The sequence below is a fragment of the Planococcus liqunii genome (genome assembly GCF_030413595.1).
Lineage (GTDB): Bacteria > Bacillota > Bacilli > Bacillales_A > Planococcaceae > Planococcus > Planococcus liqunii.
On record NZ_CP129238.1, the window covers coordinates 3943600 to 3955745 of the forward strand.

The following is a 12146-nucleotide window of genomic DNA, read 5'->3' on the forward strand; positions in this document are numbered from 1 at the left end:
TACTTTTTGGCAATAACGGATGTATTATTTTTGAACAGGACGCTGCATCATAACCATATGAGGAAGCGGTACTTCTACATTGTTCTGGTCTAAGTATTCCTTTAAGTCCCGTCGAAGCCCACGAGCCACGGCAAAATGCTGCATCGGCAAAGTTTCTGCTATCACTCGCACCACCATCTCGGTAGGCGTTAAACTCTGCACCCCCAAAAATTCAGGCGGCTTGATGATTTGCTCGTATTTTTCTTCTACGGTGTCTAAAAACTCCTGAATCAACCGTTCCACTTGGTTGATGTCGGCATTATAGCCAACATTGATATCTACAACTGCGATGGAATTATGGACCGAGAAATTGACGACGTCGGTTACATTGCCGTTTGGAAAGATAAACAGCTCTCCTGTAGCCCCTTTTACTTTTGTTGTCCGCAGACCGATTTCTTCAACCGTCCCTTCTGCAGGGCCGATGCGCACAAAATCACCGACTGAAAACTGGTCTTCGAAAATGATGAAAAATCCGGTGATGACGTCGCGCACTAAGTTTTGCGCGCCAAACCCGACAGCCAGGCCAAGCACCCCGGCCCCGGCAATCAACCCAGTAATATCAATCGTAAAGGCGGACAATACAGCAATGATCGCCATAAAGTACACCACATACGCCACGACATTCTCCAGCAGCTTCGACATCGTCTGCTGCCGCCGTTCGTTGTATTTCAACGGCCCTTTAATGCGCACTGCAAATGTTTTGCGTATCAGCATTTTGGCGACACGCACGATGATTCCAGCGGCGACAATAATGAGCAGCACTTTAATGCCCACAAAACCTATCTTCAGCCACATCTCTTGATCTAAAAGAATCTGCTTGCTTTGTTCAACAATTTCTTCTGTTTTCTTTACTGTTTCTGTAGTTACTGTATTTGCAGTCACTGTAACACCTTCCTACCTCCGGTTAACCTAAGTTCATCTTATAGATCACCGTAACAATTAATCCCACAACCAAAACTCCAGGCAACAAATTAGCAACTCTTATTTTCGTCAGGCCGATCATGTTCAAGCCAATAGCCACAATCATGACGCCTCCTGTTGCGGTCATTTCCGTGATGAACATATCAAGCGCAGCATCCGGAATGATTAAGCTAATCTGCGTCGCAAACAACGCGATCAACCCTTGGTAAACAAATACGGGAATAGCGGCGAGCATGACGCCGATTCCAAGCGTCGACGCCAAGATAATCGATGTAAAACCATCAATCAACCCTTTGGAAATCAATACACCATGTTCATTGCTGAGTCCGCTCTCCAAAGCGCCGATGATCCCCATCGCGCCAATCACAAAAATAAGGGTGGCTGTGACAAAGCCCTGGGCAATACTGCCTTTGCTTTCTTTTTTCGCGCCCATTACATCTTCCAGCCAATGGCCAAAATTATTGAGCTTGTCATCTAAATTCATCCATTCGCCGATCACAGCACCCAAGACCAAACTGATAATGACTACGATAAAATTCTGGCTTTCAAAACCCATTTGCAGCCCGAGAACGACCACTGCCAGACCTATCGCGTACATTACCGTTTCTTTCATCTTCTCAGGAATGTTTCGGAGTGCCCGGCCAATGAGTGTTCCAACTACAATCAAAACCGCGTTGATCAACGTTCCCAAGAGAACCATCTTTCAATTTCCCCTTCCGCTCTCCTTTTACAAAACAGAACCTATTCCCTTACTCACAGGGAATAGGCACGAATCAATTTAAAAGTTCGAGTATGCGTTCCAAATCTTCTTCCGAAAAGAACTCTATTTCAATTTTCCCTTTGTTCTTCGTTTTTTTAATTTGGACATTTGTTCCAAAACGGTCTCTCAGTTCCGACTGCTTTTCTTCAATAAACAAGTCTTTCTTTTTCTCGATTGTTTCACGTGGAACATCTTCATTTAAGCGCTGAACCAGATTTTCCAACTGACGGACATTCAAGTTTTCTTTCACTACTTTTTCCGCTGTTTCGGGAATGAGCTTTTTCAAGCGCAAGCCAAGCAAGGTACGGCCATGGCCCATCGTCAATTTCTTATCTGAAATCATATCGCGCACATTGGCAGGCAAAGCAAGCAACCGGATATGGTTGGCGATATGCGGCCGGCTCTTGCCAAGGCGGAAGGCCAATTGTTCTTGTGTGATATTTAATGCTTCCATTAACTTCTGATAAGCTTCTGCTTCTTCAATCGGCGTTAAATCTTCCCGCTGAAGGTTCTCCAGGATGGCCAATTCCATCATCTGCTGGTCCGTCAATTCCTTGACGAGTGCCGGCACTTCAGTCAGTTTCGCCAATTTAGCCGCGCGGAATCTTCTTTCGCCTACAACCAGTTCAAAATGCTTTCCGGATTTCCGGACAACAACCGGCTGCAAAATACCATGCTCTTTGATGGATTCCGACAGTTCCTGCAAAGCGGTTTCATCAAAAACTTTGCGCGGTTGGTAAGGATTAGTGCGGATTTGCGTGATGCTGATCTGGTTGATTGTTTCTGTCTCGCTTAATGATTCGCCAGGGAACAATGCATTGATTCCTTTTCCTAATCCTTTAGCCATTCTTAATCACTTCCCTTGCTAATTCTAAGTACACTTCTGCCCCACGGGATTTTGGATCATATATAATGATCGGTTCACCGTGGCTTGGCGCTTCGCTTAATCGTACGTTCCGCGGAATGATCGTCCGGTAAACTTTGTCCTGGAAATACTTTTTTACTTCTTCAATTACTTGAATTCCTAAGTTCGTCCGTGCATCGAGCATCGTCAACAGGACGCCGTCAATTGCCAGGTCATGGTTTAAATGTTTCTGGACAAGGCGGATGGTGCTCAACAACTGGCTCAATCCTTCCAATGCATAGTATTCACATTGTACCGGAATAATAATTGCATCCGAGGCAGTCAACGAGTTGATCGTCAATAACCCCAATGATGGAGGACAATCAATGATAATGTAATCGTAAAGTTCTTTTACTTCCTGGAGCGCATGCTTGAGGCGCACTTCTCTTGAAATAGTGGAAACCAGTTCAATTTCTGCACCTGCCAGCGAAATGGTTGCAGGCACTACGTGAAGATTTTCAACTTTCGTTTCCTTGATGGTGTCTTTCACATCCACGTCATCAATCAGCACTTCGTAAATGCACTGGTCAACGTCGCCTTTGTTTACCCCGACCCCACTCGTCGCGTTTCCTTGGGGGTCGATATCTATTAAGAGAACTTTCTGGCCCAAATAAGCAAGGCAGGCACTCAAGTTTACTGAAGATGTTGTTTTTCCTACGCCGCCTTTTTGATTGGCGATCGCAATAATTCTACCCACTCTTGCACCAACTTTCTTTCATACTTCTCTCATTTTACTGCTCAAGTATAACTAATTCCATTATAAAAACAAAAATAATGACAGTTTCTTTCCTTATTGTAACAAAACGATAAACATTTTATCGTTACAGTCCTATTAAAAAAGCTCTTTCCGAAATCGGAAAGAGCTTTTTTATGCTTTTTTCTTAGGGATCTTCACGGTAATCTGGTAATACTCTTCGTGTTCTTCTTCTTCAGCCGACAAGTTGATCCCGCTTTTGGTCACCATGCTCAACGATTCTTTGATGGTATTCATCGCAATCCGGACATCGCGGCTGACTGCTTTGCGCCTTGGCTTGGCCTTTTTCGGTTCAGTGGATAACAATTTTTCAACCCGCATCTCCAGCTGCTTGACGTTCAACCCTTGTTCGACTGTTTCATCAAACATTTTTTTCTGTTTATCTGCATCTTTGATTTTTAGCAATACTCGTGCATGCCGTTCTGTAATGATGCGATTCAATAAAGCCATCTGGATTTCTTCAGGCAATTTCAACAGCCGAAGTTTATTCGCCACTGTCGATTGCCCTTTTCCAAGACGTTGTGCAAGGGCTTCCTGGGTGATGCCTTGGATTTCCAGCAGGTTTTGATAAGCATTTGCTTCTTCAATCGACGTAAGTTCTTCCCGCTGCAAGTTTTCAATCAAAGCAATCGATGCTGTTTCTTTATCGCTTAGCTGGCGGATGATCGCCGGAACTTCTTCCCAACCGAGAGAAGACATTGCCCGAAAACGCCGTTCCCCTGCAATGATTTCGTAATCGCCTTCTTGTTCCGACGCCCGGACTACAATGGGCTGAATAACGCCATGGATTTCAATTGTGCGAGCCAGCTCTTCAATCTTCTCTTCATCGAAAACTGTACGAGGCTGGAATTTATTTGCGCTGATTTTAGCAATCGGCAATTTGACTACTTCTTCCGAAGCTTTATTGACTGGTTTCACTTCTGCTGCCTGTTCTGCTTCTTCTGCTTTATCGCCGCTCCCGAAAAATCGGGAAAAAGGACTCTTCATCCTCTAGCACCACCTTTTAAAAGCTCACTTGCTTACTTTATAGTATTTTAATCGCTTTTCTTAAATTTCCATGTTCCACGTGAAACATTGCATGTTCTCTTTTTTCGCCTTAGGCAATAGGAGATTTATTTGGCACCCCTGGTTTGCGCGGGTATTTTTTAGGTGTTTCTTTAAACTTGCGGAATACCTGAATGTGACGGTCGCTTTCTTCTATAGGCAATTTAAACGAATGGATGCTTTCTTCTTTAACTCCTAGTTTCAACAAGGCTTTTTCGGCATCTTTTAATTCGTCAGGCGCTGATGCAGCTTTCATCGCTGCAAAAAGCCCGCCGTTTTTCACGAGCGGCACACACAATTCCGCTAAAACGGAAAGCCTTGCCACGGCTCTTGCTGTAACCAGGTCATAACTTTCCCGGTGTTCGGACTGGCCAAAATCTTCTGCACGGGAATGGATGAAACGGACATTTGATAAGTTCAGCTTATCGCTCAAATGATTCAAAAATTGGATGCGCTTGTTCAATGAGTCCACGATGGTCACTTCAATATGAGGGAAGCAAATTTTTAGAGGGATGCTCGGGAATCCTGCCCCGGCTCCCACATCGCAAACTTTGAGCGGCTTCGTGAAATCTACGTAGAAAGCAGCGGTAATCGAATCAAAAAAATGTTTCAAGTAGACAGATGGCTGGTCTGTAATGGCCGTTAAATTCATTTTTTCGTTCCACTCAACCAGTTCTTCGAAATAGATGCGGAATTGATCGAGTTGAGCCGGAGTCAAATCGATTCCTTTTTCACTGAGGGCGTCTTTGAATTGTTGTTCGTTCACTTTTTTTCCTCCCTCTTTTCTTTGTTCTATATGTAAACCGATAGGCATTTCATTATGTAAAAATGGGCTGGTCTCTGCCAGCCCATTTGTTATGTGTCTAGCTTATCGCCTTTTTACTTAATCAGGCGTTTGCGCTTTTATTTCTACAGCTTCGGCCCCGGATAGGCGCCTGCGCTTTTCTATGTCCAGCTCCGGCGCCTGGGGCCTCGAGGTCTTAAGTCACCCCACTCTGGAAATCAGGATTTCCGGCGTGTTCTGCCTTAAGCTTGTCGGCCCCGGATAGGCGCCTGCGCTTTTTTATATTAAGATGGAATCTTTGCAATTCTACCTTGTTCAATATACACCAAAAGAATTGAAATGTCAGCAGGGTTCACGCCTGAAATCCGGGAAGCCTGTGCAATCGACAGCGGACGCACTTCAGCCAGTTTGCCGCGTGCTTCTGTTGCCAGACCGGAAATTGAATGGTAATCGATGTTTTCTGGAATTTTTTTGTCTTCCATTTTTTTCAGTTTGGCTACTTGCTGAAGCGATTTTTCGATATAGCCTTCGTATTTGATGTGAATTTCAACTTGCTCTTTCACTTCATCTTCCAGTTCCACTTCAGAAGCTGTCAGCTGGGCAATCATATCGTAAGTCATTTCAGGGCGCTTCAATAAATCAGCAGCCCGGATGCCGTCTTTCAGTTCACTGCCGCCTGCATCACGGATCAATTGCTGCGTGATGTCGTTCGGTTTGATCATCATGCCGCGGAGGCGTTTGATTTCCGCTTCAATGCGGTCTTTTTTTGCCAGGAATTTGGCATAGCGCTCATCGGAAATCATGCCGATTTGGTGGCCCAGTTCCGTCAAACGCATATCTGCGTTATCATGGCGCAGCAGCAAACGGTATTCCGCTCGTGATGTCAGCAAACGGTAAGGCTCGTTTGTGCCTTTCGTCACCAAATCATCGATCAACACGCCGATATAAGCGTCAGAGCGGCTCAGAATCACTTCTTCTTTGCCCAGTACTTTGGCTGCCGCGTTAATGCCCGCCATCAAGCCCTGCCCCGCTGCTTCTTCGTAGCCGGAAGTTCCGTTGATCTGTCCTGCTGTATAAAGATTTTCAAGCTGTTTCGACTCGAGTGTCGGCCATAATTGCGTTGGTACGATCGCATCGTATTCGATGGCGTATCCGGCACGCATCATTTCCGCTTTCTCAAGCCCTGGAATCGATTCTAACAGTTTTCTTTGCACGTGTTCAGGCAAACTGGTTGAAAGCCCTTGTACGTAAACCTCGCGCGTATTACGGCCTTCCGGCTCGAGGAAAATCTGATGGCGCGGTTTGTCGTTGAAACGCACCACTTTGTCTTCGATCGACGGGCAGTATCTTGGGCCCGTCCCTTTGATCATGCCGGAATACATCGGCGATAAGTGAAGATTTTCGTCGATGATCTGGTGGGTTTTTTCATTTGTATACGTCAGCCAGCACGGCAGCTGATCCATGATGAATTCAGTTGTTTCGTAGCTGAACGCACGCGGTTCTTCATCGCCCGGCTGGATTTCTGTTTTGCTGTAGTCAATGGAGTTGCTGTTGACGCGCGGCGGCGTCCCTGTTTTAAAGCGGACGGTTTCAAAGCCGAGCTCTTCCAGGTTTTCTGCCAGCTTGATTGATGGCTGCTGGTTGTTTGGTCCGCTGGAGTAGCGCAAATCGCCGATGATGATTTCGCCGCGCAGGAAAGTGCCTGTCGTGATGACGACGGATTTTGCCCGGTAAATGCCGCCTACTTGCGTGATCAATCCGGTCACTTTGCCGTCTTCCACTACTAATTTTTCAGCAATCCCCTGGTGCAGCGTCAAGTTCTTTTCTTCTTCCATCAGGCGTTTCATTTCCTGCTGGTAAAGCACTTTGTCGGCTTGTGCACGAAGTGCGCGGACAGCTGGCCCTTTTGCTGTGTTCAACATTCTCATTTGAATGTGTGTTTTATCGATAACGCGCCCCATGGCTCCGCCAAGTGCGTCAATTTCCCGTACAACAATGCCTTTTGCGGGTCCGCCGATTGACGGGTTGCATGGCATAAATGCGATCATATCCAGATTCATCGTCAACACAAGTGTTTTGGCACCCATGCGAGCGGATGCAAGAGCAGCTTCTGCTCCGGCATGTCCGGCTCCTACGACGATGACATCGAACGTGCCTGCTTCGTATTGTGGCATGTTCGTTCATTCCCTTCGAAGTTTATTTCCCTAAACAGAACTGAGAGAATAATTGGTTCAACAACCCATCATCTGCCGTATCGCCGATGATTTCCCCTAAAATTTCCCATGTTCGAGTGACATCAATTTGAATCATATCAACGGGCACATCCATATCCGCCGCCTCAATGGCATCCGAAATGGTCTGGTGCGCCTGGTGAAGCAGCGCAATATGGCGCGCATTGGAAACATAGGTCATGTCCCCTGCTTCAATTTGCCCTTCAAAAAACAGTTCAGCAATAGCTTCTTCCAACTGGTCGATGCCTTCTTCTTCAATCAGCGAAGTGGTGACCAGCAATTTATCGCCTGCCAACTGCTGTACGTAATCCAGATCGATTTTCTGCGGCAAATCGGTTTTATTGATGACTACAATATAATCCATATCCCGTACCGCTTCAAACAATCGTTCATCTTCTTCCGTCAGCGCTTCCGAATAATTCAAGACATAAAGAATCAAATCAGCTTCTTTCAGCACTTTGCGTGAACGTTCCACACCGATGCGTTCTACAATGTCTTCCGTTTCCCGGATCCCCGCTGTGTCCACCAAACGCAGCGGCACACCGCGGACGTTTACATATTCCTCGATTATATCACGGGTTGTTCCCGCAATTTCCGTTACAATGGCTTTGTTTTCCTGCACCAGGCTGTTCAAAAGAGACGATTTACCGACATTTGGACGCCCCACAATCACCGTGGAAAGGCCTTCTCTCAAGATTTTCCCTTGCGAAGAAGTCTGCAGCAGTTTATCAATTTCCGAACGCACCCATAGGGCTTTTTCAAGCATAATCGGACGTGTCATTTCCTCTACATCGTCATACTCGGGGTAGTCGATGTTCACTTCCATTTGTGCAATGGATTCCAGAAGCGCCTGGCGAAGCGTCCCAATGAGTTTCGACAAACGGCCTTCCATCTGGTTCAAGGCCACATCCATTGCCCGGTCTGTTTTCGCACGGATCAAATCCATGACTGCTTCCGCTTGCGAAAGGTCGATACGGCCGTTTAAAAATGCCCGTTTCGTAAATTCCCCCGGTTCTGCCAACCGTGCACCAGCGCGAAGCACAAGGGCCAATACCCGGTTGACGGACACAATGCCGCCGTGGCAATTGATTTCAATGACGTCTTCGCGGGTGAAGGTTTTTGGAGCTTTCATGAACGATACCATGACTTCTTCCACTACTTCCTCCGTCCACGGATCCGCCAAATGCCCGTAATGAATGGTATGCGTAGGTTGCGTCGCCAATTGTTTTCCGCTTGGGGCGCGGAACAGCTTATCCGCAATCCCGATTGCTTCCGGCCCGCTCAGGCGGACAATGGCAATGGCGCCTTCACCGCTTGGCGTGGAGATTGCAGCAATTGTATCGAATTCCATGGTATTCCGTCCTCTCTATTATAGAAAAGTACAGGAGCTTATATTAAACCTGCACTTAAAATGAATTAAAAACAAAAAAAACCTGGCCAAAAACTTATCCCCAGACTTTTTCAAGCACAAAAAGAATTTTTCTCTCTAAAAAAGTTGTCCACATGTGGACAACCAGCAAAAGCACATGACTTTCTAACATATTACAATAGCATAAATGGCCGGAATCCGAAAGGTGAAGCGCTTGGTTTTCCCAAAAGTTTCATAAAAAACGCCAATAAAAAACGGCTTGCATAGAGCAAGCCGTTTTTTATTCGTTACGTGGCGGAATCATCCGAACTATTTCAGCGGTTCAATGACCAAATAACGGTTCGGGTCTTTTCCTTCTGAATACGTATCAATGTCCATCCGGCGAGACAATGCCTGATGGATGACTTTCCGCTCGTAAGACGGCATCGGTTCAAATTGAACGCGGCCGCCGGTCCGGATCGCTTTATCCGCCATCCGGTCTGCCAGCTGCTCCAAGGTTTCCTGGCGCCGCTCCCGATAATTTTCCGCGTCCAGCTCCACCATCATAAACTGGTTGGAGTATTTATTGGCCACCAGCTGGGCAAGCTGCTGAAGGGAATTCAGCGTATTGCCGCGTTTGCCGATCAGCATGGCCACTTTTTCACTTTCCAGATAGAAACTGACTTGTTTGCCGTTTTGCTTATGCGTAATGATTAAGTCGTCAATCATCATGCCTTTGGCAATGGACTGAATATAATCTTTCGTTTCCTGGATGGCTCGCTCATTTGTTGCTTTTGGCGCTTCTTCCACCAGTTCTTCTAAAATTTCTTCCGGTTCCGCCACCGCCGTCTCCATCACTGCTTCCTCTTTTTCAAGCGGCGCAGCTTCCAGTTCATTTACGATGACTTCGACTTCAGCCGGTTTGGATCCAAAGCCCAAAAATCCTTTTTTTTCGTTCTGGATCACATTGACCGTTACTTGTTCACGTGTTGCTTGGAGTTTTTCTAATGCTGCAGATATCGCGTTTTCAACAGTTGTACCCGTCTGCGTAATCTGTTTCACTTTTTAGCCCCTCCTGCTTTCGCTTTCGTCTTAACAGGTTGCTTCACTTCTTTTCTTGGTCCAGCCACTGGCTCCGCTGGAACCGGCTCTTTTTTCTCCCATGGCTTGTAAATAACCAGGTTTTGAATCAAGGAAATAATGTTTCCGATTACCCAGTATAGAGTCAATGCGGATGGCAATACGACACCAAATCCGATAATCATGACCGGCATGAAATACATCATGATTTTCATTTGCGGGTTGTCCATAGCAGGACCGGTGCGCAAAACGATAAATTGCATCAAACCAGCAATAACAGCCAAAATAATGCTTGGTTCAGCTAGCGGGAAAATCAAAAACGAACCAAGGTCGATTGACGAGGTGTTGTTCATCCGGCTGATCGCGTGGTAAAAACCGATCAAAATCGGCATTTGGATCAATACCGGCAAACAGCCCGCCATCGGGTTCACGCCGTTTTCCTGGAACAATGCCATCATTTCCTGCTGGTATTTCTGCTGCGTGACTGCATCTTTCGATTTGTATTTCGCTTGCAGCTCTTTCAATTTCGGTTGTACTTCCTGCATGCGTTTTGAGCTGCGGGTCTGCTTCACCATCAATGGCAAAAGCACCAAACGGATAATGATTGTTACTGCAATAATCCCAAGTCCGTATGTTCCAAGCAAGCCTTTGAAATACGTAATGACTGAGACTAGAGGCCAAACTACAAATTCGTTCCAAAATCCTTCACTGTTTCCACTGATCGGCTCGTTGAATTCTGTACAGCCGGCAAGCAGCACGGTCGCTGCCACCAGTGAAATAAGCAGTACTATTCGCTTATTCAACCTTCTTCCCCCAAACTTATTTTCAGTTGCTTCTATAATAGCATTCTTGCAATAACTCTTTCTACTTCCGAGGCAAAGCACGGGCAATTTTTAAAACGTGCTCCAAACTTTTCTTGCTTTCGTGAAAATCCAAATTGGCCGCCTGTTGCCGGGCGATAATAACGTAATCCGCATTTGGCAGCACATCGTCTTTCAATTCGAGGAATGTTTGACGGATATAGCGCTTGATGCGGTTTCGCGTAACTGCGTTTCCTACCTTTTTGCTAACGGATAATCCCACCCGAAATTCCGGCTGATCGTTTTTTAAGACGTAGACGATAAACTGGCGATTGGCAAAGGACTTTCCTTTTTTAAAAATCCGTTGAAATTCAATGTTTTTCTTGATCCGTTGTTGCTTATTCATTTTTTCACCTGCTTATTCGACTCTACAAGAAAGTATAGCTCTTTAAACTCGAAAAATCTTAGAAAGGAGTATTTCCCTGTCCAGACTCCAGCGCCCAGGTTCTAGGGTCATAAACTACTCTGGCTATGCGGCAAAGAACGCCGCTTCGCCCCTTCGTCTTATGCCCGTCGAATCTACACGGGCGCTTGCGCTTTTCTCATTGTCCAGACTCCAGTGCCTAGCTCTTCGGAATATAAGCCAATCCAATTACGTAGCAAAAACCGCCACTCCATTGGTCCGTCTTAGGCCTTTCAGAGCTAAACAGGCACTTCCGCTTTTCGTTCAGAAAAGAAAAAAAGACCACTGATGCGGTCAGTGGACTTAAGCTGATAATACTTTTCTTCCTTTGCGACGGCGTGCAGCAATTACTCTACGTCCGTTTTTCGTGCTCATACGTGCTCTGAAGCCGTGTACTTTGCTGTGTTTACGAGTATTTGGTTGGTATGTGCGTAATGTCATGGTGACACCTCCTGAATAAAAGTTAACTCTTTTCTCAAAGACAGTCTTGACTATTATATAGCCGGCATGCTTCAAATGTCAATGTCTTATTAAAAAGGAGAAACAATCACCGGTTTTGCCGCATACACGCTCCGTCTGTCAGATCTCCAGCAAAACCGTCCCCTTTTCGCCTTGCCTTTCTTTATTTTCTGCTCCCTCTTTTACTGAACGGATTTGAAAAGGGATTTTGCCCTTGCTGCTTCATATGAAAGAAACAACAAAATCCATCCGCAAAACCGCTTGAATTCCTCGTGGATTTTTCGTTCTCCTTTTCTTCCCGAGTTATCCACATTTGCTTCAGAAAACCAAAAAAATATTGTGCACCAATATTTTTCGAAAAAATTTTATCCACACCCCTTATCTACAACTTCTGCACATAAGAAGCCCCTGTGGATAGCTTAAGTGTGCATAATAAAGGGAATGTGGATAAGTATAAGTACTTCTTGTAATGTCTCAGTTTTTTTGTTAACATAGACTTGTTTTCACTTGTTAATAATTTTTAGCCCAAATAAGTTATCCACAAACTGTGGGTAAGATG

At 45.7% G+C, this 12146-nt stretch carries 12 protein-coding genes; all 12 read right to left on the reverse strand.

Annotated elements, in window-relative coordinates; translation table 11 throughout:
* Positions 1-24: 24 nt before the first annotated feature.
* Complete coding sequence (locus QWY22_RS19490; protein ID WP_300984440.1) at positions 25-834, reverse strand: mechanosensitive ion channel family protein; 810 nt, start codon at positions 832-834, stop codon at positions 25-27.
* A 109-nt stretch (positions 835-943) separates the two neighbouring features.
* Positions 944-1660, reverse strand: coding sequence for a DUF554 domain-containing protein (locus QWY22_RS19495; RefSeq protein ID WP_300982424.1), 717 nt, complete (start codon positions 1658-1660; stop codon positions 944-946).
* 73 nt (positions 1661-1733) lie between these two features.
* Positions 1734-2567, reverse strand: coding sequence for a ParB/RepB/Spo0J family partition protein (locus QWY22_RS19500; RefSeq protein WP_036810868.1), 834 nt, complete (start codon positions 2565-2567; stop codon positions 1734-1736).
* Positions 2560-3321 (reverse strand): ParA family protein, encoded by a 762-nt coding sequence (locus QWY22_RS19505; RefSeq protein WP_036810866.1) that lies wholly within the window; start codon positions 3319-3321, stop codon positions 2560-2562. Before QWY22_RS19505 ends, QWY22_RS19500 begins: the two co-directional genes overlap by 8 nt.
* Positions 3322-3492: 171 nt before the next feature.
* Positions 3493-4365 (reverse strand): nucleoid occlusion protein, encoded by an 873-nt coding sequence (noc, locus tag QWY22_RS19510; protein ID WP_300982425.1) that lies wholly within the window; start codon positions 4363-4365, stop codon positions 3493-3495.
* 109 nt (positions 4366-4474) lie between these two features.
* The gene (gene rsmG, locus QWY22_RS19515) at positions 4475-5188 is read right to left on the reverse strand and encodes a 16S rRNA (guanine(527)-N(7))-methyltransferase RsmG (RefSeq protein WP_300982426.1); all 714 of its coding nucleotides are present in this window, start codon (positions 5186-5188) and stop codon (positions 4475-4477) included.
* 302 nt (positions 5189-5490) lie between these two features.
* Complete coding sequence (mnmG, locus tag QWY22_RS19520) at positions 5491-7380, reverse strand: tRNA uridine-5-carboxymethylaminomethyl(34) synthesis enzyme MnmG (RefSeq protein WP_036810857.1); 1890 nt, start codon at positions 7378-7380, stop codon at positions 5491-5493.
* A gap of 22 nt (positions 7381-7402) precedes the next feature.
* Positions 7403-8788, reverse strand: a complete 1386-nt coding sequence (mnmE, locus tag QWY22_RS19525; protein WP_300982427.1) for a tRNA uridine-5-carboxymethylaminomethyl(34) synthesis GTPase MnmE — start codon at positions 8786-8788, stop codon at positions 7403-7405.
* Positions 8789-9115: 327 nt separating this feature from the next.
* Positions 9116-9847, reverse strand: coding sequence for an RNA-binding cell elongation regulator Jag/EloR (gene jag, locus QWY22_RS19530; protein WP_300982428.1), 732 nt, complete (start codon positions 9845-9847; stop codon positions 9116-9118).
* On the reverse strand, positions 9844-10668 hold the full coding sequence (gene yidC / locus QWY22_RS19535) for a membrane protein insertase YidC (RefSeq protein WP_300982429.1): 825 nt from the start codon (positions 10666-10668) through the stop codon (positions 9844-9846). Before yidC ends, jag begins: the two co-directional genes overlap by 4 nt.
* A 61-nt stretch (positions 10669-10729) precedes the next feature.
* Positions 10730-11071, reverse strand: a complete 342-nt coding sequence (rnpA, locus tag QWY22_RS19540) for a ribonuclease P protein component (protein WP_300982430.1) — start codon at positions 11069-11071, stop codon at positions 10730-10732.
* Between the two features lie 360 nt (positions 11072-11431).
* Positions 11432-11569, reverse strand: a complete 138-nt coding sequence (rpmH, locus tag QWY22_RS19545) for a 50S ribosomal protein L34 (RefSeq protein ID WP_006830546.1) — start codon at positions 11567-11569, stop codon at positions 11432-11434.
* Positions 11570-12146: the final 577 nt, after the last annotated feature.

Coding starts and splice junctions, on each gene's coding strand:
- QWY22_RS19490 (WP_300984440.1), bottom strand. CDS start 834: ATGTGGCTGAAGATAGGTTTTGTGGGCATTAAAGTGCTGCTCATTATT.
- QWY22_RS19495 (WP_300982424.1), bottom strand. CDS start 1,660: ATGGTTCTCTTGGGAACGTTGATCAACGCGGTTTTGATTGTAGTTGGA.
- QWY22_RS19500 (WP_036810868.1), bottom strand. CDS start 2,567: ATGGCTAAAGGATTAGGAAAAGGAATCAATGCATTGTTCCCTGGCGAA.
- noc (WP_300982425.1), bottom strand. CDS start 4,365: ATGAAGAGTCCTTTTTCCCGATTTTTCGGGAGCGGCGATAAAGCAGAA.
- mnmG (WP_036810857.1), bottom strand. CDS start 7,380: ATGCCACAATACGAAGCAGGCACGTTCGATGTCATCGTCGTAGGAGCC.
- mnmE (WP_300982427.1), bottom strand. CDS start 8,788: ATGGAATTCGATACAATTGCTGCAATCTCCACGCCAAGCGGTGAAGGC.
- rnpA (WP_300982430.1), bottom strand. CDS start 11,071: ATGAATAAGCAACAACGGATCAAGAAAAACATTGAATTTCAACGGATT.
- rpmH (WP_006830546.1), bottom strand. CDS start 11,569: ATGACATTACGCACATACCAACCAAATACTCGTAAACACAGCAAAGTA.